We start from the raw sequence: 24,699 nt of genomic DNA, 5'->3' as shown, positions 1-24,699 counted from the left end.
AAAAATGTTCAGCTTTCAAAAGTGAGTACACTCTAATAAACAATAATAACGACCAAATAATTGCCGCTTTTTGGGACTGGAATATATGCGAATTGCTCCTTTATCTCTGTTAATTTCCGCTAGTTTGTTAGCTAGTAGTGCATTTGCACAAGACACAGCAACAGTAACCGGAATTGAATCAGAGATTAGTATTAAACAAACAGAATACGATAACTCGACACAAATACTTGAAAAACACTTAAAAGAAGAAAGTCAGTTACAAAACCAACTTGAACTACTTCGTTCTCGCTCTACAGAGCTTGATAAAGAGAAAAACCAAGCACTTGATGCGATGAACGAAATGTATCGCCGCTTAATTGACGATCCTACGCTTGATATTAGTGCTGCCCAATCGCGCTATCAAAAAGCCGTGGTTGATCATAAGCAAAATAAAGACGACATCTCAATGCAGTTGGCGGCAATTGCATCTCATCGTAAAGATATAGAGCAAATTCGTGTTGCAAAACATACGCTTTTAAACACCTTAGAAAGCTTAAAAGAGCAATTAACTACAGCCCGAGTAGAGCGTTTACGTAATGAGTTTACCCGCGAAGGTACACTTGAAGTAAACCACACAATTAACTGTAAGCGTACCGAAACGCTCGCAGCTTGTGAGCAACGCGGCCAGCAAATGGGTTTACAAAAAGCCACTAAGCGCTTTGTTGATCAAATATTTGCTAATTTAACAGAAGAGCGAATTGTTGAACCAAAACGCAACATGGCAGGCGCACAAGTACAAATTTTAAGTAGCCATGTAGTTAACAGTGCATTTAGCGGACAAGGCAATTACAACGTTAACTTAAGCGTAACCATGCGCGGCGAAGTAAACAGCAGCCGCCTATGTAACTTATTAAACGTAGATAACCGTTATTGTTCTGAATATGGCTCGCCACTCGCGACAGCGTATCAGCCTGGTTACGGTACAACCTACTCTGATAGTCAGTTAACATTCAGCAACGCCGCGGATAATACCGACACTGTGTCTGTATCGCGAATGAACAATCAGCCAGTGCGCGATTATTCAGTGAAAGCTGCACCTACAAAAAAAAACTATCCATCAATTATAAATAAAGAGAAAAATCAGCAAGTTGAGCTGACTTTACGTTCAAATGTTTACGATGATGAAGTGTTTATTGATGGGGTGAGCTTTGGCTCTACGCGTTTAGTTACGCGTTTACCGCGTGGTGTGCATAACGTAGAAATACGTAAATTAGGTTATAAGCCTTACAAAGTAAGAGTTGATTTAACTAAAGCACAGACTATTCATGCTAACTTAGTAAAAAAGTCTGAGTCGATTGCTGCACCGGCTTACACTCGCGAGCAACCAAAACCTGTAAGTCGTACAGCAAGCACTAATCGCTCTGCTGATGTACAAAATAATGTTGTAGTTGTGCCCGCCGGTAAATTTAAGATGGGCGATATTAACGGCAATGGTTTAGCAAATGAACGCCCGGTTATTGAAAAAGTGATAGCCAGCTCATTTGCTATGCAAACCAAAGAGGTTACCGTAGGTGCCTATGAAGCGTTTGTAGCAAGTACTGGGTATAAAACACAAGCAGAGCAAAGCAAAGGGTGTGCTTATTATTTAAATGGCGAACCCGTATGGGAAGCTAATTTAAACTGGCGTAACCCAGGTTTTGAGCAAAGCAGCGATTTTCCTGCTGTGTGTTTAACATTTAACGACGCGAAAGCGTATGCCGAATGGCTCTCTGGCGAAACCGGCCAGCAGTACCGTTTACCTAATGAAGTTGAATGGGAATACGCCGCTCGCGCAGGTACAGAAACAGAATACCCTTGGGGTAACGAAATAGGTAAAAATTTAGCTAACTGTGGTTGGTGTGGTAGCGAATGGTCAAACAAACGTGCAGCACCGGTGGGTTCTTTTTCTCCTAACGCATTTGGATTATACGACACCGTAGGCAATGTGTGGGAATGGACAGCTAAAGAGTCGGGCGAATCTGATGTTGCAGTAAGAGGCGGGGCGTGGAACTTTGCACCAAGCCTTGCACGTGCTTCAACACGATTAATTTTAGCGCCAGATTTTAGATCTAACTACATTGGCTTTCGCTTAGTCCGCGAACGATAGCATTTAACCAAGGAAGCCTAGCTTCCTTTTTTCACAAATTAACAAAGGTAGTTGCGCTTTATATTGCTCATCTAATTAGGCATGTTAAAGTGAGTGCAGCTAACATAAGAACGTATTTCAAAGGTCATCCAGCCTCATGTTTAAAAAACTCCGTGGTATTTTTTCAAACGATCTATCGATCGACTTGGGTACAGCCAATACCCTTATCTATGTAAAAGAAGAAGGTATTGTACTTAACGAACCTTCAGTTGTAGCTATTCGTCAAGAACGCGCTGGTGGACCTAAAAGTGTTGCTTCTGTGGGTACAGAAGCAAAACAAATGCTAGGGCGTACACCGGGTAATATTAAAGCGATTCGCCCAATGAAAGATGGCGTAATAGCCGACTTTTATGTAACCGAAAAAATGTTACAACACTTTATAAAACAAGTGCACAACAATAACTTTATGCGCCCAAGCCCGCGTGTACTTATTTGTGTACCGTGTGGTGCAACCCAAGTAGAAAAGCGTGCAATCCGCGAATCAGCAATGGGTGCCGGCGCGCGCGAAGTTTACCTAATTGAAGAGCCAATGGCCGCAGCAATTGGTGCTGGGCTACCAGTATCAGAAGCAACCGGTTCTATGGTTGTTGATATTGGTGGTGGTACTACCGAAGTTGCTATTATTTCACTAAACGGTGTTGTTTACTCATCGTCTGTGCGTATTGGTGGCGATAAATTTGATGAAGCCATTATTAATTATGTGCGCCGTAACTTTGGTAGCCTAATTGGTGAAGCAACGGCTGAAAATATTAAACATCAAATTGGCTCTGCTTTTAAAACTGACGAACCAATTGAAATTGAAGTACGCGGTCGTAACTTAGCCGAAGGTGTTCCTCGCTCATTTACACTTAACTCGCACGAAATTTTAGAAGCACTCCAAGAGCCGCTAATGGGTATTGTAAGTGCGGTAATGGTTGCACTTGAGCAGTCTCCACCTGAGCTTGCATCAGATATTTCAGCTCACGGTATGGTTCTGACTGGCGGTGGTGCACTATTAAAAGATTTAGATCGTTTATTAATGGAAGAAACAGGCATTCCTGTGGTTGTTGCCGATGATCCACTTACGTGTGTAGCACGTGGCGGCGGTAAAGCACTTGAAATGATTGATGTTCATGGTGGTGACGTTTTTAGTTACGATTAATGAAATTACTGTTTGGACAAACCATCTCTTTGCAACTGCGACTTTTTGTCGCAGTGCTTTTGAGCATAGTGCTCATTGCGGGCGATAAGTTTACACAAGGCGGCACGGTTGTACGTACGAGCCTTAATACACTTGTTAGCCCATTAATTTACGTTGCCAACCTCCCTTACGAAATATTTAGCTTAGGTGCTAAAAGCCTGCATACCCGCGATCAGTTACTGAGTGAAAACGAAGCGCTGAAAAAAAAGCAAATGCTGCAAAGTGAGCAATTGCAGCAATACCAATTTTTAGCCCGCGAAAACCAAAAGCTACGCGCTTTACTTGGCTCATCGGCTAAGCAATCTAATCGTAAAAAAATAGCCCAAGTACTTTCTGTACACTCAAACCCTTATAGTCATCAAGTGGTTATTAACCGCGGTACCACCGACGGCCTAAGCGAAGGCCAAGCCGTAATTGATGAAATGGGGGTTGTTGGCCAATTAACAAAAGTAGGCTCTACCACGTCGCGCGTGCTACTAATGACCGACACAACTCATGCTACGCCGGTACGTATACTACGAAACGACGTACGCACGGTAGTTGAAGGCATAGGTAAAATTAACGTTGTTAAGCTTTCGCATGTACCTCATAGCCTTGATGTTCGCATTGGTGATGTACTCGTGACCTCGGGGCTTGGCGGTACGTTTCCTGAAGGTTATCCGGTGGCCGTTGTCACCGAAATAAACCGCGATGAAGGACGCCCGTTTGCCCAAGTATTTGCAGAGCCTATTGCACAGCTAGACCGTATTCGTTTGTTAGTTATTTTATGGCGCAATCAACAGGAGCAAATCAGCGATGATTAATCGTTATTCATTGTTAATTGCCCTAAGCATCTTTTTTGCTTTAATTATGGCATTAATGCCACTGCCTTTTTCGTTTGAGCCCTTCAGGCCTGATTGGGTATTACTGGTATTAATGTACTGGTCACTGGCAGTGCCGCATAGATTAAATATTGGTACCGCGTGGGTTGTTGGCCTACTCATGGACTTAGCCTTAGGCTCGCCATTAGGGGTTAACTCACTCACGTATTCTATTTGTATATTTGTGACCGCAAGTAACTTTCAAAAAATACGTAACTTTTCGCTTTGGCAGCAAAGCTTATTAGTGGGCTTATTTTTAACCTTGTATCACTTAATGCAATTTTGGTTAAATCACTTTTTATTAGGTGTTTATTTTAATCCACAATACCTGTGGCCAGTGGCGACCGGTATGGTCAGCTGGTTTTGGGTCTTTTTACTTCTTCGCAAATACCGTAGACATTTTAGGATCAGGTAATGACAACCGCAGTATATTTGGCATCAGCCTCCCCGCGACGTAAAGAGTTGTTGAGTCAGTTAGGCATTGAGTTTGAACAGTTCAGTGTAGATGCAGATGAAACCCCACTTGCAAACGAGCAGCCTCATGCATTGGTTGAGCGCTTAGCCCGCTTAAAAGCGCAAACAGGCGTAGCGCTTGGTTACACAGACCGCCCAGTGCTTGGTAGCGATACTGTGGTTGTTATTGATAACGAATCGTTGGGTAAACCACGCGATAAAAACGATTTCATAACAACACTTAAACGTTTATCTGGTAATACACATCAAGTACTTACTGCCGTTGCTTTTGCTACACAAACAGATGTACTAAGTTGTGTAGTGAGTACCGATGTGACCTTTAAAACCCTCAGCGATGAAGAAATAAATAGCTATTGGGAGTCAAACGAGCCACAAGATAAAGCCGGTGGTTATGGCATTCAAGGCTTAGGTGGTCGCTTTGTTACACACATTGCGGGTAGCTATTTTGCTGTTGTAGGCTTACCTTTATACGAGACCGAACAATTATTACAAGCATTCTTAAGAAGGTAACATGAGTACAGAATTACTAATAAATGTCACGCCAAGTGAAAGCCGTGTTGCCCTAATCGAAAACGGTGTATTACAAGAAATTCAACTAGAGCGTATAGGCAACCTAGGTATTGTAGGCAATATTTACTTAGGAAAAATAAGCCGTGTACTGCCAGGCATGCAAGCTGCTTTTGTTGATATAGGCCTAGAAAAAGCCGCTTTTTTGCATGCATCAGACATAGTCAATAGCGCCTCAATAGTTGAGGGCGTAGACGACGAGCCGATCAAAAAAGTACAAGACATACGTGAGCTAGTACGCCAAGGCCAATACATTATGGTGCAAGTGGTTAAAGATCCACTAGGCACTAAAGGAGCTAGGCTTACTACCGATATCACTATTCCTTCGCGCTATTTAGTGTTTATGCCAGACGCTACGCATGTAGGTGTTAGTCAGCGTATTGAAACCGAAGAAGAGCGTGCGCGACTTAAAAAAATAGTGGCAGAATACGGCGACGATAATGGCAGTTTTATTGTTCGTACAGCGGCAGAGGGCGCCAGTGAAGCGGAGCTTAGGCACGATGCTGAATTTTTACGAAAACTATGGCAAAAAATTGTATCACGTCGTAAAAAAACCAATAAAGCCAGTATATTACACGAAGACTTAACGCTTGCATTTAGAACCCTGCGCGACTACGTAGGTGAAGATATGGAGCGCATTAGGGTTGACTCTAAGCTAACCTATCAAGAGCTAAAGCTGTTTACTGAAGAGTTTGTGCCTTTGCTTTCGCAAGCACTTGAGTACTACCCAGGTGAGCGCCCAATTTTTGACTTATTTGACGTTGAAACCGAAATTCAAAAAGCACTGCATCGTAAAGTCACGCTTAAGTCAGGCGGTTATTTAATTATCGACCAAACCGAAGCGATGACCACCGTTGATGTGAATACAGGTGCGTTTGTAGGGCATCGTAACTTAGAAGAAACCATTTTTAATACCAATGTGGAAGCCACATCAGCCATTGCTAGGCAGCTACGCCTGCGTAACCTAGGCGGTATTATTATTATCGATTTTATCGATATGATCAGCGAAGATCATAAACGCAGAGTATTACATTCTCTAGAGTCAGCACTATCTAAAGACCGTGCAAAAGCCAACATAAACGGCTTAAGCGCATTAGGCTTAGTAGAAATGACCCGTAAGCGCACCCGCGAAAGCCTTGAGCATATTTTGTGTGATGTGTGTCCGGCTTGCTCTGGGCGTGGCTCACAAAAAACAGTCGAAACCGTATGCTATGAAATACTGCGCGAAATAGTGCGCGTTAATCGTGCCTACGATGCCGATAAATTCATGGTGTATGCGGCGCCTGCAGTAAGTGAAGCCTTACTCAATGATGAGTATCATAACCTTGCCGAACTTGAACTATTTATTGGTAAGCAGGTCAATATTCAAACAGAGAGCCTATACAGCCAAGAGCAGTTTGATGTGGTAATGATGTAATGAAAACGAAAGCGGTCTGTTTTTTTTGTTTTAGAAAGTTATGGCAAACCTGCGCCATAATTTTAGTATTACTGGCCGTGATTGTTTCTATTTTAAAGTACACCTTACCTTATGCAAACGACTACAAAGGCGATATAGAAACCTACCTGCACGATAAATTTGCCATTAGTCTTTCTATAGGGGCAATCTCTGCCAGTTGGCATGGCGCCGGCCCTGCCTTGGTATTGGAAGATCTCTCCTTTAAGGATAACGAAACTGCGCCTATATCGCTCACTATTGCCAAAACAAGCTTAGAGCTTAACCTATGGGAGAGCATTAAATCCTTTCAGTTAAAGTCTAATTACTTTGTTATTAATGGCTTTCATACCAGTGTAAATATTCAAAATTTATTTAATAACACCAATAACGATGATGTCTCGTTTGAACAAAAAGAGCTAATTGAAGAGCTATTTTTAGGAGATACAGGGCATTTTGCTATTGAAAATTCGAGTATTAATTTTATTTTAGAAGACGGTAGAGAGCGCAAACTATTACTCGAAAACATAGTATGGCAAAACCAAGATGAACAACATTTAGGAAGCGGCAGCCTCGCCTTGCCCGGCATTAGTGTGGGTAGCTTTGACGCTCGTATCGCACTTAGTGGCAAAACTATAGAGCAAATTGCGGGTGACATTTACGTTCAAGCAAATAGCGTAGATGTGTCTAATTGGCTGGCGCAATATATTAATACTGAAAAACAACAGCTTTACACAGACATAAACTTAAAGTCTTGGCTTAAGCTCGAAAATGGTTTTATCAGCGACGTAAAAATGCAGTGGTTACCTAGCTTTGTGCACTGGCAAAACAACCAACAAGCTAAACAAGTAAGCTTAAGCGAAGGGGGATTTCATTTATTTCCTGAGGCAAACGCTTGGCACTTAAAAAGCACGGGCCTAACATTTAGTAATAACGACACAACCTGGCCAAGTCTAGAATTTGAGGCAAACTTAGGTAAGCAAAATAAAGTGTGGCTGCAGCAGGTCGATCTTTCTTTACTGAGTAACTTGGCGTCGTTAACTAATTTTGAAGCATTACAGCCACTTTTAAACCGCAAACCAAGTGGTTTTATCGATCAAGCCTACCTAGAACTTAATCCAGATGAGCAATGGCAGTTATGGTTTTCAGCTAATAATATTGGCTGGCAAGAAGTGTCTGGTATTCCTGCAGCGCAGGCGCTTAGAGTCTCGGGGCTTATAAATCAGCAGCGCGGGCGAGTGCAGCTATTTGGCGAAAACGGGACTTTAATAACCGGCGACAGCTTCAGTAAAAATATTGATTACAACCAAATTAATATCGATCTGGATTTAGCAAAAACAGATAATTACTGGAATGTAAGCAGTAATAATATTTGGTTTGATAATAACGAAGTTACCTTAGCGGCTGAGCTAAATGTAAGCCTTAGCGACGATCCTCGCTTAGATCTATACGCAGAAGCCTATGCAGAGGATGCCACAGTAGCAGGGCACTACTTTCCGTTAAAGGCAATGAGCCCTCAACTTGTAAGCTACTTAAACGGCGCAATAAAAGGGGGCGAAGTAGCTAAGGCGCAAGTATTATTTGCAGGCCCGCTTTCAGGTTTTCCTTTCACCGATGGCAGCGGCCAATTTGATGTACTCGCGCAAATAGATAACGCAACATACGCGTTTGACCCCAATTGGCCGGCAGTAACTAACGCCAATGTGCAGTTGCACTTTGCCAACGAGCGAATGGATATTTACAGCCAGCAAGGCCAGTTAGTTAATTTAGAAGTAGGCGATAGCGTGCAAGTGAGTATTGCCGATTTAATGCACGCTGATGAACTCATTGTACAAATAGATAAACGCGCGCAAATGGAAAAACTGCATGACTTTTTTGCAGCCACGCCCATTGCAAACCCACTGGCCAATATTTTTGAAGTGGTGCAAGGTAAAGGTCAAGCCGATGCAAGCGTAACACTTTTAATTGGCTCTAAATTTAAAGGTGGAGCCAGTGTAAACGGCAAAGTAAAGCTAAACGATTTGCCTGTTTATATTACAGCCCCAGGCATTGCGCTTGAAAAACTAAGTGGCGAGCTCAGCTTTGAAAACGATACAATTAGCATGCAAAACGCCAGTGCTACATGGTTGGGTATGCCGCTTAGCATTAACTATAATAGTGCAAGCGAAGCACAGCAGTACACCGCTAATATTGATATAACGGCGTTACTAAATGCAGATACACTAACAACCCAGGCGCAAGGTGTACTGAAAGGGTACCTGAGTGGGCAAAGTGAAGTTGATATAGGCCTTGCACTTAATTTTACTGAGCAAGGCTTTAATTACCGCGCTCAGGTAAGATCAGAGCTACGAGGGTTAACGAGCACGCTACCAGCGCCCTATGGCAAAACAAGTGAACAGGTTTGGCCGTTAACGGGCATAGTGCAAGGCGATGATATTTCAAATCTTATTACGGCTAATGCTAATCAGCAGCTATATTTTAATGCGATTTTAGAAAACGGTCAGCCGCAATTTAGTAATATGCATATTGTACTTGGTGAGCAAGATTTAGGGCTAAATCAAAAAGATTTAAGCGTTAATATTAACCTTGAACAAACGCAACTAGAAGCATGGTTTGAATTAATAGACCAAATAATTAAAGCCGCTCAAGCTAAGCCAGACCAGCAGTCTGAGGGTATTATGCCGCCATTAAATGAAGTGGTTGCGCATATTGATAAGGTTAATGCTAGCGACATTATTTTTAACGATTTTGAAATGCGCTTAGCGCCCCAGCAAAACGACTTATATTTAAAGCTTAATGCCAAAGAACTGCGTGCTGACGTGTTTATTCCCAGCTCTCAGCCAAGCCAGCCGATACGTATAAATAGCGATTACTTAAGACTTAACTTTGCACCTAAAGTAGAAGAAGATCTTGAGATCACCGATGTACTGCCAGAGCAAAACCTAGCGTGGCTTAACACAGTACCTGCCATTGAATTTGAGTGTGCAGATTGTAAAGTGGCAAGTTATCAGCTTGATAAAGTGAGCGCTTCGCTGGTCGGTGAAGGCGACAAGCTTACTATTTCTGAGCTTGTGGTTGATAAGGGCGATCATATTTTACGTACCAAAGGGCAATGGCAAGGTGGCTTTACGCAATTTAATGGTGAACTTAAAAGTGACGATATAGGCGCGCTATTTGATGAGTTTGATATCACCACCGCTATAAAAGATTCAAAAGCCGATATTAACTACAACCTTGCTTGGCAAGGCGCCCCGTATAACTTTGATATACCTAGTTTGGGCGGTGAAGTTAAGTGGGATTTAGGTGAAGGCCACATTGCTGAAATAAGTGATGGTGGGGCGCGTGTATTTTCGCTACTTAGCCTTGACTCGCTAGTGCGTAAATTAAAACTCGATTTTAGAGATGTATTTTCAAAAGGCTTTTTTTATAACAGCTTAAAAGGCTCTATGCAGCTAGATAAAGGTATAGCCTACACAAAAGATACCAAAATGGATGGCGTACCAGCTGATTTAACGATTAACGGCTATGCTAATTTAAACACCCTTGAAATAGATTACGATTTAGCTGTGGCACCACAAGTAACATCTAGTATTCCGGTTATAGTGGCTTGGATGGTTAATCCCGTCACAGGGCTTGCCGCTTTAGCGCTTGATAAGGTTATTCACTCAGCAAGGGTGATCTCCGAAATTAACTTTAAAGTAACCGGCAAAATGAATGACCCTGTGGTACAAGAGCTTGAGCGTAAAAGTAAAGAAGTTACCTTACCGCAAGCTGCGCAAAATCAGCCGCAAGCGGCCAGTACACTCACACTTAAAGATGCCGCGGTAACAGCAACACAATGAGTACGCTAAACGCCAATATAATTGCTTTGCAAATGTGCTCAGGCACCAATCCCGACGAAAACATGGCAACCCTTGGCGAGGCGTTAAATAAACTCCCCGCAGCCAGGCCATTGCTTGTATGTTTACCCGAGGCGTTTTTAGTATTTAGTAAAAGTGGCCATGATACGCTAGCGGTTGCTAAACGTATTACTCACTACAAGCTGCAATTAAGTGCATTGTGTAAAAAGCATAATATTTGGCTAAATGCGGGCACTATCCCTGAGCCACACAAAAATAATAAATACTTTGCGGCTTCGTACTTATTTAATAGCCAAGGTGAATGCGTAGCCACGTATAATAAAATGCATTTATTTGATGTTGATGTGGCCGATAAAACCGTCAGCTATCGAGAGTCAGACTTTATTCAGACAGGCGATGATGTGGTGGTTGTTGCTACACCGTTTGGTAAAATTGGCTTAACAGTATGTTATGATTTGCGCTTTAGCGGATTATTTAGCGCACTTACGCGCCAAGGGGCTGAAATAATTTTAGTGCCCAGTGCTTTTACAGTCCCTACTGGGCAAGCACATTGGCAACCCTTATTAAAAGCACGCGCAATAGAAACGCAATGTTACGTTATTGCAGCGGCGCAGTATGGAACGCATCAAAATGGCCGCCAAACATACGGCCACAGTATTATTATTTCACCGTGGGGCGAGCAAATAGCAACGCTTGAAAGTGGGGTAGGGTTTATAAGCGGTTACGCCGACCTAAACCAGTTAAATAAAATTAGAAGAGATATGCCCGTGCAATCTCATCAACGATTTAGAGAGCATTTATTATGAATTCGGTTGAACAGCATTTATTACACGACAGCCAGCTAAATCGAGAAGAACTCGAAAAAACGCTTGGGTATATTCATCAGCATAAAGTGGATTACGCCGATTTATACTTTCAATCCAGCCATCATGAGTCATGGGTGCTTGAAGACGGCTTAGTAAAAGAAGGCTCTTACAATGTTGAGCGCGGAGTAGGTGTTCGTGCCGTTAGTGGTGAAAAAACAGGGTTTTCTTACTCTGATGCCATTAACCTTGAAGCGTTAAACAAAGCCGCAACGGCGGCTCGTAGCATTGCCGATGCAGGCGAAGATAAAACCATTAAAGTATTTAGCGATGTGAAAGCAAAAGAGCAATTTGCCCCGCATCAGCCAATATCAAGCATGAGTGACAGCGATAAAGTGAGTTTATTGCGTGAGCTTGAAAACTACATACGCGAACTCGCCCCTGATGCTGAGCAAGTAATTAGTTCAATGTCGGCTGTATACGAAGAAGTATTAATTGCTGCCAGCGATGGCACGTTTGCTACCGATATACGCCCGCTTATTCGTTTAAACTGCTCCGTTTTACTTGAAAAAAATGGCCGCCGTGAGCGCGGTGGTGCAGGGGGCGGCGCACGCTTAGATTATGGTTACTTTAAAGAACTAGTTGAAGGCAAGCCGCGCTGGATGGGCTTTGCCGAAGAAGCAGTACGTCAAGCTAAAGTAAACTTAGAGGCAATTGATGCACCAGCTGGCACAATGGAAGTTGTGTTAGGCAATGGCTGGCCTGGCGTGCTTTTACACGAAGCGGTAGGCCATGGCCTTGAAGGCGACTTTAACCGTAAAGGGGCTTCGGCATTTAGCGGTAAAGTGGGGCAAAAAGTAGCATCTGAGCTGTGTACAGTAGTTGATGATGGCACCATGGCTGATCGCCGTGGTTCACTTAACGTTGACGATGAAGGCACACCTGCAGCTTATAACGTACTTATCGAAAACGGTATTTTAAAAGGCTACATGCAAGATAAGCTCAATGCGCGTTTAATGGGTGTAAACCCAACGGGTAATGCACGTCGTGAGTCGTATGCGCATTTACCTATGCCGCGTATGACCAACACCTACATGCTAGGGGGCGAGCATAGCCAAGCTGATATTATAAGCTCAGTTAAAAAAGGGGTATTTGCACCAAACTTTGGTGGCGGCCAAGTAGATATTACTTCAGGTAAGTTTGTATTTAGCGCATCAGAGGCGTATTTAATTGAAAACGGTAAAATTACCCAGCCAATTAAAGGTGCAACACTGATTGGCAATGGCCCAGAGGTGATGCAGCATATCTCTATGGTAGGCAACGATTTAGCCCTTGATAAAGGCGTAGGTGTCTGCGGTAAAGATGGCCAAAGCGTTCCTGTAGGGGTAGGTCAACCAAGCCTTAAAATAGACCAACTTACAGTAGGTGGCACCGCATAAAACAATAAAGCGCGAAGCAATTCGCGCTTTATAGATTACCAATGCGAGGTTTACGCCTCGCTTTGCTCTTCTTTGTTCTTCTTCGCCTGTTCGTACCACAAAGCCATAAAACACTCAGTTAATTTATGCTCTATTTCAAGTGCTTTGTTGGTTGGGCAAAATAGCGTAAAGCTTGCTTTAAACTCACCAAGCTCTGTAGTGCCAAAGTGAATAACCGGTGCCGGACCCGAAATTTTGGCATCGAGTTTACGCTCTATCATCGAATTATAACGTGTTGCTACATCGTGAAACTCTTCGCAGTACAGCTTTGCCTGATTGACTAATTCGTCATGAATAACATAAGGGTTAAAGCTCTCTCTGCGTACAATAGTAAAATGATGAGTAACAAAGCGTTTTACATAATTAAGGTTTTTAATTGAGCTGGTGATCAGCTTATTATTTGGTATATAAATGGTTTTGCGCGAAAACTGATAAGTGTGCATGTCTATTTCATGCATGGTGGTTTTTACCCAGTCTGTTTCGGCTACTTCGCCAAAATAGTCACCTACTTGTATCCAATCACCTACTCTAAACGGGCGGGTGGTAACTAGGTAAAAAAAGCCTATAACGCATTGTATAAACTCGCGAGTTGCAAGCACTATAGCTACAGCAAACGCAGCAATAGACAGCGCAAAATTTTGTATTTCGGTCGACCACACAAATAGCAGCGACAACACCATAACAAAATTAATAAAGTGCTTAATGTTATGAGTGATGTAACGAATGTCTTTTTCTTTTTTTTCTGCGCGGTTTCTTGCTAGTTTATCAACCAGTACTTTAAGCACAAATGCAATGGCAAGCACGAGCACAGAAACTAAAAAAGGGTGCATGAGTATGTCTTTAATCATAACTTCCAAATACGAGTAGCAATAGGCACGCTAAGTATATTGAGTAATCAAACCAATTAGCAAATTTAAGCTACATAAAATCACTTATACCAATTGTGTTAAGTTATGAGCCATTTATAGCTATAGGTGAATAGCGTTATAACCCTGTTAGCGCTTTATTTTGCACGCTAGAACGGCTAATACTTAATTAAACCGGTATTACTTAGCAGCTAGGCTGTGTGCTCTGTAATAGAGGCTTGCGCGTATTGAGCGTGTTTTTGGCAAAACAATACAAGCTCAATAGCAGCGATAAAAATAAGCGTGTAACCTAGGGTTTCTATGCCTTCCTCAATAATATTTTTAACGACCCGAACGTATTGTTCTCCCATAACTGAGTGCCAAAACTCGCCCTTGCCCATCATTCTCGAAAAAGCGAGTAAGGTCACTAAGCCAGACAGACAAATACCATAGCTCGGTGTTTGCGCATAGGCTTTTAACGAGCTGTAAATAAAGCCTCGTTGGGCTTTTAAGTAAAGTAGTACGCTCCCTAACAGCGTATATACAATTGCTTGCCATGCGCCATCAAACACATACATATCTAGGTAGGTGTCAAATTCTCTAACAAACATAGCAGCCGACAATGCAGCCAGTAACAGCGCGGCTATTTTAAGATCAGAATGAATACGTGAGGCGTAGAAAAACAGCATACAACTTAAAAACGTTAAAATATCTTGCATGTGTTCGGTTAGTGTTTCTTCACTGTAAAGTGCATTTTGCTGTAAATCAAAACCTTCAAGCTGAATTAAAAAAGCCACACCTGCTAAGCATAATAAGTAAATAAAAGATCGCAGTAAAAACATATAAAAGCTCAAATAGAAAACAATGCGCGGCAGTTTAATTATAAAAATGGCTAAAAGCCAAAACATTATAGAAACTTTTTATATATTTATCGGTCTAAGTTTTTTGCTGTTAAATTAATGGGTTATGTTTTTATTTTATGTATTTATGATGTGTTTTTTGTAAGAAGTTGAGTTAATTAGTTGTGCTGCATAGGGTTAAATGCGTTAAGCATAAAAAAACCCTTACTAAAACATAGTAAGGGCTTTTAACGTTATAAGCAGAATTTGCTTAGCGCATCGTCACAAACTCTTCTGAGCCTGTAGGGTGCAGAGCAACAACGGCATCAAAATCAGCTTTAGTTGCGCCCATTTTCATAGCAACCGCAAAGCCTTGAATCATTTCGTCAACGGCAAAACCAATGCCGTGTAAGCCAACTACTTTTTCTTCAGGGCCTACGCATACAAGCTTCATTGCACACGGTTGGCGGTGTTGTGTAACGGCTGTGTACATAGCGGCAAAGCCCGACTTGTACACTTTTACGTTTTCTTCGCCGTGGCGAGCAATAGCTTCTTGCTCGGTTTCACCAATAGTACCAATAGGTGGGTGGCTAAATACCACGGTAGGTACAAGGCTGTAATCCATTTTTAAATCATCAGGTAGGTCTTTATTAAATAAACGCTCTGATAGGGTACGGCCGGCTTTAACAGCGACAGGCGTAAGTTCTATACCGTGCTCAATAATATCGCCCACAGCATAAATACCAGGTACGTTTGTATTTTGATATTCATCTACTTTTACATAACCAGAGCTATTTAGTTCAACCCCTGCTGCTGCAATGTTAATTACATCGGTGCTTGGCTCGCGGCCAATAGCCCAAATTACTTGGTCAACGTTTTGGCTGTAACCATTTTCAAAATGAATGGTTAAGCTACCATCGCTTTCTTTAACAATTTCTTTAGGAGAGCATTCGGTATGCAGTGTTGGGCCTTCTTTTTTCATGATTTCTACCAGGGTTTCAACCAGTAGCGTATCAAAATTACGAAGTGGCGCGTGTCTGCGTACAAATAAATGAGTTTCTGTGCCTAAACCATGCAGTACACCGGCAAGTTCTACAGCAATGTAGCCTGCGCCAATTACCGCTACTCGCTTTGGCTGCTCTGTTAATTCAAAAAAGCCATTTGAGTCTATACCGTACTCAGCACCTGGAATATTAGGAGTATGCGGACGTCCACCTACTGCAATCAAAATATGATCGGCCGTGTAATGCTCGCCGTTTACTTCTACGGTTTTGCTATCAACAAATTTAGCAAAACCATTAATTACGGTTACGCCATTGTTCGCTAAACCGTTGTCGTATCCTTTATGAATGCGACCAATGTACGCTTCGCGGCTCTCAACGAGTTTGCTCCAGTTAAAGTCTTTTACTTCTACGTTAAAGCCGTAATCAGGTGCGTATAAGTTAATTGCTTCAGCAACTTGTGCGCCATGCCACATTACTTTTTTAGGCACACAGCCTACATTAACACAGGTGCCGCCCATGTGTTTTGCTTCGATAAGCGCTACTTTAGCGCCACGCATTGCCGCACGGTTAGCAGAGGCAATACCGCCACTACCACCACCAATCGCAATGTAATCAAAATGCTGAGCCATGTTTTATCCTCAAAAAATATATTTAACTATAATGTGCCGATGATAGCATATGCTAAGTGCAAGTCACCCAGCGCGGCGCGCTAAAAAGCTGATAAATACAACAAACGAAATTGTTTATTATGCCGATCAGTTTCATCCTAAGCTATATTAGACCCATTAATGGAGGCTTGTATTTCACCGTTTTGCCCCAACTTCAAATTCATAGTCAATTAAATTGAGAAAATTCATGAGCGAAGCACAAACAAATCCACTCATTGGCCTAGAAGGCTTACCCCCGTTTTCAAAAATAAAGCCAGAGTACGTAGTACCGGCACTAAAGCACGGTATAGAGCAATGTCGTAAAGCCATAGATGACGTGTTAGCGAAAGGCTCGTATACATGGAACGATTTAGTATTACCCCTTGAAGAAGCCGACGATAAACTCTCGCGTATGTTTTCACCAGTATCGCACCTTAATTCAGTCATGAATAACGACGAGCTGCGTGAAGCCTACGAGCAATGTTTACCACTTATATCTGAGTACTCAACATTTGTCGGGCAGCATCAAGGCCTGTACGAAGCGTATAATGCGCTTTATAACAGCGATGAATTTAAAACACTCAGCACTGCGCAGCAAAAAACCATCACCAACGCCCTACGTGATTTTAAACTTTCAGGCATTGCATTATCAGCAGAAGATCAAAAGCGCTACGGCGAAATTAGCACGCGTTTATCTGAACTTGCCTCTAAATTTGGCAACAACGTAATGGATGCAACGCTTGCATGGCATAAACACATTACCGATGAAAGCCAATTGGCAGGCTTGCCAGAGTCGGCATTAGCGCTTGCTAGCGAAACAGCTAAAAGCAAAGGTTTAGACGGCTGGGTATTTACGCTTGATTTTCCGTCTTACTTACCGGTAATGACCTATGCAGATGACCGCGAACTGCGCAAAGAAACCTACACGGCATTTTGTACGCGCGCTTCAGATCAAGGCCCTAATGCGGGTGAGTTTGATAACTCAGCCATTATGAAAGAAGAGCTTGCACTACGCCATGAGCTATCGCAGCTATTAGGGTTTAATAACTACGCTGAAAAATCATTAGCAACTAAAATGGCTGAGTCGCCAGCGCAAGTTTTCTCATTTTTAGAAGACTTAGCCGCTAAGTCTAAGCCTCAAGCAGAGCAAGAAGTGGCAGAGCTAAAAGCCTATGCTGAGCAACACCATGGCATTACTGAGCTTCAAGCATGGGATTTTGGTTACTACAGCGAAAAGCTCAAGCAAGAAAAATACGCAATTTCAGATGAAGTACTGCGCCCTTATTTCCCTGCAGATAAAGTACTTAGCGGTTTATTTGAAACCGTTAGCCGCCTTTTTGGTGTTAAGGTAAAAGAAGTAAGCGACTTTGATAGCTACCACAGCGATGTTCGCTTTTTTGAAATTTTTGATAGCAGTAATACATTGCGCGGTCGTTTTTATCTTGATTTATATGCACGCGAGCGCAAACGTGGCGGTGCGTGGATGGATGACTGTATGGGGCGTAAAGTGCGCGCCAGCGGCGAATTGCAAACACCCGTGGCATACTTAGTGTGTAACTTTAATAAAGCGGTAGGCGACAAACCGGCGCTATTTACACATGACGAAGTAACCACGCTTTTCCACGAATTTGGCCATGGTATACACCACATGCTTACCCAAGTTGATGCTGCTCCTGTTGCTGGTATTAACGGCGTTGCATGGGATGCCGTAGAACTACCAAGCCAATTTTTAGAAAACTGGTGTTACGATGAAGAAGCGCTGAGCTTTATTTCAGGCCACTTTGAAAGTGGTGAGCCATTACCAAAAGAGCTACTTGATAAGCTACTGGCTGCTAAAAACTATAATTCTGGCATGCAAATGCTGCGTCAGATTGAATTTTCGTTGTTCGATTTTAGAATCCACCACGACTACCAGGCAAACCAAGAGTGCCAAATTCAAGCGATTTTAAACGATGTACGTAGCCGCACGTCGGTGGTTAACCCGCCTGAGTTTAATCGTTTTCAACATGGCTTTAGTCATATTTTTGCAGGTGGCTACAGCGCCGGTTACTACTCGTACAAATGGGCTGAGGTACTCTCTGCCGATGCATTTTCTAAATTTGAAGAAGACGGTATTTTTAACGCCGAAACAGGTAAAGCCTTCTTAGAAAATATTTTAGAAAAAGGCGGCAGTGAAGAACCTATGGAGTTATTTAAAAAGTTCCGAGGTCGCGAGCCAAATGTTGATGCGCTACTGCGTCACAGTGGTATAGCTGCATAAACAACTACTTAACCTTATAAAGCGCCTACATGGCGCTTTTTTTATGTTTTTTAATATATTGGCCAATTGTTTTTAGTAATTTTAACCTCCCGTACTATGCTTTGTGTATACGCAGCAAAATGGACTAGGGCATGGCAAAGTTGGTACTAACGATTGATGACGATTTGTATGTTCATCGAATTATTGAAGAGGCTTTAGCGGGCTTTTGTAAGCTTATTCACGCTAAAGATGGCGAACAAGGACTTAAGCTAGCCAAAAAGCACACGCCCGACATAATTTTACTTGATATAGAAATGCCCGGTAAATCCGGCTACCAAGTATGCCAAGCACTAAAAGAAGATGAGTCAACACACGATATACCCGTTATGTTTTTATCCTCTAAGGTGGAGCTTAACGATAGAGTAAAAGGCTACAGCGTAGGCGCGTCTGACTACATCATAAAACCCTTCAACACCGAAGAGCTAATGGCACGCATTAAAGTGCTTTATGAGTACCGGCAGCAATGTGAAAAGCTAAAATTTGATGTAGCTAAAGCGCAAGATACCGCCGCAATGGCCTTGGCGGAGTCGGGGGATATGGGGCGTATTGTTAGGTTTGTGGGGCAAAGCTATCACTGTCATAACTTTCAGTCATTAAGCGAGCACTTACTTGCCTTTTTTAGCCCGTTTAATTTAGACGTTGTTATTGTATTTTGGTATCAAGGGGGGAGCTATTTTTATAGTTTAGAAAGTGGCGTATGCCCGCTCGAGCAGGAGCTTTTAGAGCAGCACCGTAATGCCAAGCGGTTTGTTGATATTGGTAGCAGCACCATTATTAACTACCCCAAAATATCTTTATTAATTAAAAATATGCCGGCTGATAATCGTGCTTTATACGGCCGTTATAAAGACTTATTCCCGCACATACTCGAAGTGACAAACGAAAAGGTCGTTGCTATGGAAAGAAACGAAAATAGCTTTGAACAAGCCACCCAAATTAGCACTGCTTTGCAAGATATAGTAAAGCAGCTTACCAGCCAAAATGTTGTACAAAACGACTACACAAGGCAGTTTATAGAGCAGCTTCATGAACTTAACTGTGCAATTAAGCAAACACAAGCACACGCCAATCCAGCTGATTTAACTTTATACATGTCGCAATTAGACGAAACTATGCAACTGCTAGTAACCGCAAACAGTGATTTAGCGTTTATAAAGTACCAGCTTAAACAAGTGACCGAGAGCCGCAACGAATTATTGTGCAACTTACGCTCTAAAGTAGAGGAGGCCAGCTCACATAGTCTTGCGCATCAAAGCGATATAGAGCTATTTTAGTGCTTTAACGCTTGTTATACTGCAGCTGAAATTTTTCGTCGGAGTGTGTAGTGGTTATTCAGTGTGCTTTTAAAGAGTGTCGCCCATATTTAAATGAGCTAGAAACGCGTTTTAACTTAGCCCAATGGGCGCAAAGTTGTAGCGGTTTTACTCTGCATTACGACGATAAAGGCCTTAGCCTTTTAAAAAGCGATGAGCCTAAACTTGGCGCAATAAACGTAGACTTTGTAACAGGTGCAGTTGCTCACAGGCGTAAGTTTGGCGGCGGCAAAGGCCAATCAATCGCAAAAGCGGTAGGGTTAAATAAAGGCGCAACGCCTGTTGTACTTGATGCCACTGCCGGGCTTGGCCGAGATGGCTTTGTGCTAGCGTCACTTGGCTGTAAGGTTATACTGCATGAGCGCCACCCTGTGGTAGCGGCTTTATTATTTGATGGCTTAAAACGCGCTTACGAAGATGCAGAGATTGGTTCATGGATGCAGCAAAATATGAGCTTAGTGTTTGGCTCAAGCCACACGTTATTAGAGCAGTGCGAGAGCATGCCCGATGTAGTGTATTTAGATCCTATGTTTCCACACCGAGAAAAATCAGCGTTAGTTAAAAAAGAAATGCGCGTATTTCAGGCATTAGTAGGCGCAGATACCGACGCCGATGACTTACTTGAATTCGCCTACCCACTTGCCAGTAAGCGTGTGGTAGTTAAACGCCCCGATTACGCCCCATTTTTAAACAACCAAACCCCCAGCATGCAAATTAAAACAAAAAAGAACCGTTTTGATGTGTATGTAAAAGCGGCCATGGTTTAACGGCATTTAGCGTGTTGATCGGTTTTAAGGATCTAGGATCTTAGCGCGCTTTTATGTTAGAATTCGCACAATTTTTTGGCATAGTAAAGTAGCACAGCAATGATCTTAGATGATATTCGCATCGTTTTAGTTAATACCTCACACTCTGGCAACATTGGTTCGGCGGCTCGCGCCATGAAAACCATGGGTTTATCAAAACTGTATTTAGTGGACCCTGCTTGTGAAGTAGACAGCCATGCAAGCGCCTTAGCAGCCGGTGCAACCGATGTTTTAGGCAATGCGGTTATTGTTGACACTGTGGCTGATGCCATTGCCGATTGTGCATTAACTATTGGTACGAGTGCTCGTTCACGCACGCTGTCTTGGCCTATGGTTGAGCCACGTGAGTGCGGTGAAAAGCTAGTTACTGAGGCTGTAAACGGTCCTGTAGCGCTTGTATTTGGCCGTGAAAACAGCGGATTAACTAACGAAGAACTACAGCTGTGTAATTACCATGTATGTATTCCTGCAAATCCACAGTACAGCTCGCTTAATTTAGCTATGGCGGTACAAACGCTAAGCTACGAAACGCGTATGGCGTTTTTAAATCAGCAGCCAAAGGCTGAGCAAGCAGACGATGAAACTGCTTACCCAAGCTCAAAACAAACAGAGTTATTTTACGATCATTTAGAAGAGACGCTCGATAACACCGGTTTTATTATTAAGCAGCATCCAGGTTTAGTAATGACCAAGCTACGCCGTTTGTTTAACCGTGCACGCCCAGAAGAGGCAGAGCTAAACATATTGCGCGGTATTCTTACCTCAATTAATAAATCTATTCCTAAGTAAGGTATAGCGATTGGTTATAAAAACCTGCGGGTAAATAACGAGCTAATACTTGACTAAAACACTCAAGTAATTACAATACACCTAATACTTGACCAAAAAGGTCAGGTATTAAAAATTTGTTAATAGAACAGTGTTCTTTAATCAAATTTTTATCAAGTGATAATACTTGACTATTTTACTCTGGTAATTAAAATTTGCACTCTTTTGTGCGGGGGGCGTTATGAAGTTAACATCAAAAGGCAGATATGCCGTAACAGCTATGCTGGATGTTGCACTACATGCGAGTGTAGGTCCTGTTGCCCTTGCTGATATTTCACAAAGACAAGAAATTTCTTTGTCTTACCTTGAGCAATTATTTGCCCGTTTACGTAAAAATGGCTTAGTGAGCTCGGTTCGTGGTCCTGGCGGCGGTTATTTGCTAGGCCGAGAAGCCGCGGTTATCTCTGTTGGCGATGTTATTAGCGCCGTAGACGAATCGGTAGATGCAACACGTTGCCAAGGTGCCGATACCGGGTGTCAAAGCGGTATGCGTTGTTTAACTCACAACCTATGGTCTGATTTAAGCGCACGTATCGAAGAGTTTTTAAATAATATTACCTTAGCTGAATTGGTGGAAAAATCAGATGTGAAAGAAATCGCATCTCGCCAAGATAACAGCATCAATAATGCAATTAAGCAGTTGGAAAACATTCAAGTAAGCTGTCAACTATAAAAGTTGACCTGCAGCGGAGAGAGAAATGAAGTTACCGATTTATTTAGATTACGCAGCGACCACGCCTGTTGACGAGCGTGTTGCAAAAGAAATGATGCAATGCCTGACAATGGACGGTAATTTTGGTAATCCTGCGTCACGTTCGCACCGTTTTGGTTGGCAAGCTGAAGAAGTAGTTGACCAAGCGCGTACAGACATTGCCGATTTAATTAATGCCGACCCGCGTGAAATTGTTTTCACATCGGGCGCAACAGAATCAAATAACCTTGCAATTAAAGGTGCAGCGCAGTTTTACAAAAAGAAAGGTAAGCACGTTATTACCGCTAAAACTGAGCACAAAGCAGTAATCGATACATGTCGTGAACTTGAGCGCCAAGGCTTTGAAGTAACCTACATGGACGTTGAAGAAAACGGCCTATTAGATCTTAAAAAGCTTGAAGAAACCATGCGTGACGACACTATTCTTGTCAGCATTATGCACGTTAATAACGAGCTAGGTGTAATTCAAGATATCAATACTATTGGCGAAATGTGTCGCGAACGTAAAATTATGTTCCACGTAGATGCAGCACAAAGCGCAGGTAAAGTACTAATCGACGTACAACAGCTTAAAGTTGATTTTATGTCGTTCTCAGGCCACAAAGTATATGGCCCTAAAGGTGTTGGCGCACTTTACGTTCGTCGTAAACCACGTGCACGCCTAGAAGCGCAAATGCACGGTGGCGGCCATGAACGTGGTATGCGTTCAGGTACACTTGCAACTCATCAGCTAGTAGGTATGGGTGCAGCATTTAGAATTGCTAAGCAAGATTTTGAAAAAGACCACGCACACATCAGCGCATTACGTAAACGCCTAATTGACGGCATTATGGCTGATATGGACGAAGTATACTTTAACGGCGCACAAGACCAATCAGTACCAGGTATTGTAAACATCAGCTTTAACTTTGTTGAAGGTGAGTCGTTACTTATGGCAGTAAAAGACATAGCGGTATCATCAGGGTCTGCGTGTACATCAGCAAGCTTAGAGCCTTCATATGTATTACGCGCACTTGGCCGTAACGACGAACTAGCACATAGCTCAATTCGTTTTAGTATTGGCCGTTTTACTACCGAAGAAGAAATTGATTACACCGTTGAATTAATGAAAAACTCTATCGGTCGCCTACGCGAGATGTCTCCTTTATGGGAAATGCATCAAGAAGGTGTTGATTTAGATTCAGTTGAATGGGCTCACCACTAATACGAGTGAGCACCTACCGTAGCAGGTAATGAGGATAGAATTATGGCTTATAGTGATAAAGTAATCGACCACGTAGAAAACCCACGTAACGTTGGTGTTTTAGACAAAAATGATCCGTCAGTGGCAACGGGTATGGTTGGCGCACCAGCATGTGGTGACGTAATGAAATTGCAAATTAAAGTATCGTCTGAAGGCGTTATTGAAGATGCAAAATTTAAAACATACGGTTGTGGCAGTGCAATTGCTTCATCATCGCTTGTAACAGAGTGGGTGAAAGGCAAAACACTAGACGAAGCATCAACTATTAAAAACACTGATATCAGTGCAGAGCTTGAATTACCACCAGTGAAAATTCACTGTTCAATTTTAGCTGAAGATGCAATTCAAGCAGCAATTGCTGATTACAAAAGCAAACAAGCGAAGTAAGAGAAATTCATGGCAGTGACATTGACAGATGCGGCAGCAAACCGCGTACAATCATTTTTAGCAAACCGCGGTAAAGGTTTAGGCCTGCGCGTTGGCATTAAAACGACGGGCTGTTCAGGTCTTGCTTATGTACTCGAGTTTGTTGATGAGCTTAACGAAGACGATGAAACCTTTAAAGCTAAAGGCGTTACCTTAATTGTTGACGCTAAAAGCTTGGTTTACATTGACGGCACTGAGCTTGACTACACCAAAGAAGGCTTAAATGAAGGGTTTAAATTTAATAACCCTAACCAAGCCGACGAGTGTGGTTGTGGCGAAAGCTTTACTGTTTAAGCTCAGCTACCTTTGTAGTATTTTTAAGCCCTGCCAGTAATTGTAGGGCTTTGTTATTTGTGAAATTTGTATTTCTAAATTTTATTGGTTGAAGCTATGCGTTACTTTGAGTTATTTGCAATACCAGTTGATTACAACATTGACTTGGCAACAATAAATAAGCATTACCTAGAGCTGCAGCGCGCAGTGCATCCCGATCGCCACGCTAATGCGAGCAGCCGTGATAAGTTAATGGCCGTACAAAGTACCGCTGAAATTAACGATGCGCTACAAACGCTAAAACACCCAGTAAAACGAGCTGAATATATGCTCAGCGAACTAGGTGTTGATATTCGAGCTGAGCAACAAACACTGCAAGATCCAATGTTCTTAATGCAGCAAATGGAACTGCGTGAAGAGCTTGAAGAGCTCGCTTCAGCAAGTAATCCTGAGGCCGCTATCGCCAATTTTGAATCACAAATAAAGCAATTAAAAATCCAATACAGTAATGAACTTGCCGAGCAACTTGCAAGTAACGACGAGACGCAATATCAACAAGCTGCTGACAACATTCGCAAATTAAAGTTTGTATATAAATTAGAAGACGAACTTGAGCGCATTGAAGACAGTTTATTTGACGATTAAT

At 42.4% G+C, this 24,699-nt stretch carries 21 protein-coding genes; 18 read left to right on the top strand and 3 right to left on the bottom strand.

Annotation, left to right across the window (positions count from 1 at the left end; translation table 11 throughout):
- Positions 1-85: 85 nt before the first annotated feature.
- The 9 genes from PSH50_RS09400 (at position 86) to tldD (ending at position 12,779) form a co-directional block, all read left to right on the top strand.
- Positions 86-2,125, top strand: a complete 2,040-nt coding sequence (locus PSH50_RS09400) for a formylglycine-generating enzyme family protein (protein ID WP_004585755.1) — start codon at positions 86-88, stop codon at positions 2,123-2,125.
- Positions 2,126-2,261: 136 nt separating this feature from the next.
- Entirely contained in the window at positions 2,262-3,305 is a 1,044-nt protein-coding gene (locus tag PSH50_RS09395; protein WP_002958401.1) for a rod shape-determining protein, read from the top strand.
- The gene (mreC, locus tag PSH50_RS09390) at positions 3,305-4,147 is read left to right on the top strand and encodes a rod shape-determining protein MreC (protein WP_024032490.1); all 843 of its coding nucleotides are present in this window, start codon (positions 3,305-3,307) and stop codon (positions 4,145-4,147) included. Before PSH50_RS09395 ends, mreC begins: the two co-directional genes overlap by 1 nt.
- Positions 4,140-4,619 carry a rod shape-determining protein MreD gene (gene mreD / locus PSH50_RS09385; protein WP_004585757.1) on the top strand — a complete coding sequence of 160 codons (480 nt, stop codon included), beginning with the start codon at positions 4,140-4,142 and terminating at the stop codon, positions 4,617-4,619. The genes mreC and mreD overlap by 8 nt, the downstream gene beginning before the upstream one ends.
- Positions 4,619-5,188, top strand: coding sequence for a nucleoside triphosphate pyrophosphatase (locus PSH50_RS09380; protein ID WP_024032489.1), 570 nt, complete (start codon positions 4,619-4,621; stop codon positions 5,186-5,188). The genes mreD and PSH50_RS09380 overlap by 1 nt, the downstream gene beginning before the upstream one ends.
- Position 5,189: 1 nt before the next feature.
- Positions 5,190-6,662 carry a ribonuclease G gene (gene rng / locus PSH50_RS09375; RefSeq protein WP_004585759.1) on the top strand — a complete coding sequence of 491 codons (1,473 nt, stop codon included), beginning with the start codon at positions 5,190-5,192 and terminating at the stop codon, positions 6,660-6,662.
- Entirely contained in the window at positions 6,662-10,519 is a 3,858-nt protein-coding gene (locus PSH50_RS09370) for a YhdP family protein (protein ID WP_273609584.1), read from the top strand. Before rng ends, PSH50_RS09370 begins: the two co-directional genes overlap by 1 nt.
- The gene (locus PSH50_RS09365; RefSeq protein WP_273586670.1) at positions 10,516-11,343 is read left to right on the top strand and encodes a carbon-nitrogen hydrolase family protein; all 828 of its coding nucleotides are present in this window, start codon (positions 10,516-10,518) and stop codon (positions 11,341-11,343) included. Before PSH50_RS09370 ends, PSH50_RS09365 begins: the two co-directional genes overlap by 4 nt.
- Positions 11,340-12,779, top strand: coding sequence for a metalloprotease TldD (gene tldD / locus PSH50_RS09360; RefSeq protein ID WP_024032486.1), 1,440 nt, complete (start codon positions 11,340-11,342; stop codon positions 12,777-12,779). Before PSH50_RS09365 ends, tldD begins: the two co-directional genes overlap by 4 nt.
- 50 nt (positions 12,780-12,829) lie before the next feature.
- Here the strand turns inward: tldD and PSH50_RS09355 are convergent, their stop codons facing one another.
- The 3 genes from PSH50_RS09355 to gorA form a co-directional block, all read right to left on the bottom strand.
- Positions 12,830-13,666 (bottom strand): mechanosensitive ion channel family protein, encoded by an 837-nt coding sequence (locus PSH50_RS09355; protein WP_055254579.1) that lies wholly within the window; start codon positions 13,664-13,666, stop codon positions 12,830-12,832.
- A gap of 209 nt (positions 13,667-13,875) precedes the next feature.
- Positions 13,876-14,460 carry a hypothetical protein gene (locus tag PSH50_RS09350; protein ID WP_232510954.1) on the bottom strand — a complete coding sequence of 195 codons (585 nt, stop codon included), beginning with the start codon at positions 14,458-14,460 and terminating at the stop codon, positions 13,876-13,878.
- Between the two features lie 313 nt (positions 14,461-14,773).
- Positions 14,774-16,135, bottom strand: coding sequence for a glutathione-disulfide reductase (gene gorA / locus PSH50_RS09345; protein WP_055254577.1), 1,362 nt, complete (start codon positions 16,133-16,135; stop codon positions 14,774-14,776).
- A 226-nt stretch (positions 16,136-16,361) separates the two neighbouring features.
- Between gorA and prlC the strand changes: the two genes are divergently transcribed.
- The 9 genes from prlC (at position 16,362) to hscB (ending at position 24,698) form a co-directional block, all read left to right on the top strand.
- A complete protein-coding gene (gene prlC / locus PSH50_RS09340; protein WP_273609583.1) occupies positions 16,362-18,413 on the top strand; it encodes an oligopeptidase A in 2,052 nt (683 codons plus the stop codon).
- A 131-nt stretch (positions 18,414-18,544) separates the two neighbouring features.
- On the top strand, positions 18,545-19,726 hold the full coding sequence (locus PSH50_RS09335) for a PleD family two-component system response regulator (RefSeq protein WP_154944670.1): 1,182 nt from the start codon (positions 18,545-18,547) through the stop codon (positions 19,724-19,726).
- A 50-nt stretch (positions 19,727-19,776) separates the two neighbouring features.
- On the top strand, positions 19,777-20,532 hold the full coding sequence (locus tag PSH50_RS09330; protein WP_004585768.1) for a class I SAM-dependent methyltransferase: 756 nt from the start codon (positions 19,777-19,779) through the stop codon (positions 20,530-20,532).
- 99 nt (positions 20,533-20,631) lie between these two features.
- Positions 20,632-21,360 carry a tRNA (cytosine(32)/uridine(32)-2'-O)-methyltransferase TrmJ gene (gene trmJ / locus PSH50_RS09325; protein WP_273609582.1) on the top strand — a complete coding sequence of 243 codons (729 nt, stop codon included), beginning with the start codon at positions 20,632-20,634 and terminating at the stop codon, positions 21,358-21,360.
- Positions 21,361-21,580: 220 nt separating this feature from the next.
- Positions 21,581-22,072, top strand: coding sequence for a Fe-S cluster assembly transcriptional regulator IscR (gene iscR, locus PSH50_RS09320; RefSeq protein ID WP_004585770.1), 492 nt, complete (start codon positions 21,581-21,583; stop codon positions 22,070-22,072).
- Between the two features lie 25 nt (positions 22,073-22,097).
- On the top strand, positions 22,098-23,315 hold the full coding sequence (locus PSH50_RS09315; protein ID WP_004585771.1) for an IscS subfamily cysteine desulfurase: 1,218 nt from the start codon (positions 22,098-22,100) through the stop codon (positions 23,313-23,315).
- Positions 23,316-23,357: 42 nt separating this feature from the next.
- Positions 23,358-23,741, top strand: coding sequence for a Fe-S cluster assembly scaffold IscU (gene iscU / locus PSH50_RS09310; RefSeq protein WP_004585772.1), 384 nt, complete (start codon positions 23,358-23,360; stop codon positions 23,739-23,741).
- Between the two features lie 9 nt (positions 23,742-23,750).
- Positions 23,751-24,074 carry an iron-sulfur cluster assembly protein IscA gene (gene iscA / locus PSH50_RS09305; RefSeq protein ID WP_004585773.1) on the top strand — a complete coding sequence of 108 codons (324 nt, stop codon included), beginning with the start codon at positions 23,751-23,753 and terminating at the stop codon, positions 24,072-24,074.
- 96 nt (positions 24,075-24,170) lie between these two features.
- On the top strand, positions 24,171-24,698 hold the full coding sequence (gene hscB, locus PSH50_RS09300) for a co-chaperone HscB (protein WP_273609581.1): 528 nt from the start codon (positions 24,171-24,173) through the stop codon (positions 24,696-24,698).
- The last annotated feature ends 1 nt before the right edge of the window (position 24,699 follow it).

Source organism: Pseudoalteromonas sp. Angola-7 (assembly GCF_028599255.1).
Lineage (GTDB): Bacteria > Pseudomonadota > Gammaproteobacteria > Enterobacterales > Alteromonadaceae > Pseudoalteromonas > Pseudoalteromonas atlantica.
This window is presented reverse-complemented; position numbering and strand designations above follow the sequence as displayed.

What these genes read in the sequence shown, in the direction of transcription:
- PSH50_RS09355 (WP_055254579.1), bottom strand. Translation starts at nt 13,666, where the DNA reads ATGATTAAAGACATACTCATGCACCCTTTTTTAGTTTCTGTGCTCGTG.
- mreD (WP_004585757.1), top strand. Translation starts at nt 4,140, where the DNA reads ATGATTAATCGTTATTCATTGTTAATTGCCCTAAGCATCTTTTTTGCT.
- PSH50_RS09315 (WP_004585771.1), top strand. Translation starts at nt 22,098, where the DNA reads ATGAAGTTACCGATTTATTTAGATTACGCAGCGACCACGCCTGTTGAC.
- rng (WP_004585759.1), top strand. Translation starts at nt 5,190, where the DNA reads ATGAGTACAGAATTACTAATAAATGTCACGCCAAGTGAAAGCCGTGTT.
- iscA (WP_004585773.1), top strand. Translation starts at nt 23,751, where the DNA reads ATGGCAGTGACATTGACAGATGCGGCAGCAAACCGCGTACAATCATTT.
- PSH50_RS09400 (WP_004585755.1), top strand. Translation starts at nt 86, where the DNA reads ATGCGAATTGCTCCTTTATCTCTGTTAATTTCCGCTAGTTTGTTAGCT.
- hscB (WP_273609581.1), top strand. Translation starts at nt 24,171, where the DNA reads ATGCGTTACTTTGAGTTATTTGCAATACCAGTTGATTACAACATTGAC.
- PSH50_RS09380 (WP_024032489.1), top strand. Translation starts at nt 4,619, where the DNA reads ATGACAACCGCAGTATATTTGGCATCAGCCTCCCCGCGACGTAAAGAG.
- gorA (WP_055254577.1), bottom strand. Translation starts at nt 16,135, where the DNA reads ATGGCTCAGCATTTTGATTACATTGCGATTGGTGGTGGTAGTGGCGGT.
- PSH50_RS09370 (WP_273609584.1), top strand. Translation starts at nt 6,662, where the DNA reads ATGAAAACGAAAGCGGTCTGTTTTTTTTGTTTTAGAAAGTTATGGCAA.
- tldD (WP_024032486.1), top strand. Translation starts at nt 11,340, where the DNA reads ATGAATTCGGTTGAACAGCATTTATTACACGACAGCCAGCTAAATCGA.
- prlC (WP_273609583.1), top strand. Translation starts at nt 16,362, where the DNA reads ATGAGCGAAGCACAAACAAATCCACTCATTGGCCTAGAAGGCTTACCC.
- PSH50_RS09395 (WP_002958401.1), top strand. Translation starts at nt 2,262, where the DNA reads ATGTTTAAAAAACTCCGTGGTATTTTTTCAAACGATCTATCGATCGAC.
- PSH50_RS09335 (WP_154944670.1), top strand. Translation starts at nt 18,545, where the DNA reads ATGGCAAAGTTGGTACTAACGATTGATGACGATTTGTATGTTCATCGA.
- mreC (WP_024032490.1), top strand. Translation starts at nt 3,305, where the DNA reads ATGAAATTACTGTTTGGACAAACCATCTCTTTGCAACTGCGACTTTTT.
- PSH50_RS09365 (WP_273586670.1), top strand. Translation starts at nt 10,516, where the DNA reads ATGAGTACGCTAAACGCCAATATAATTGCTTTGCAAATGTGCTCAGGC.
- iscU (WP_004585772.1), top strand. Translation starts at nt 23,358, where the DNA reads ATGGCTTATAGTGATAAAGTAATCGACCACGTAGAAAACCCACGTAAC.
- iscR (WP_004585770.1), top strand. Translation starts at nt 21,581, where the DNA reads ATGAAGTTAACATCAAAAGGCAGATATGCCGTAACAGCTATGCTGGAT.
- trmJ (WP_273609582.1), top strand. Translation starts at nt 20,632, where the DNA reads ATGATCTTAGATGATATTCGCATCGTTTTAGTTAATACCTCACACTCT.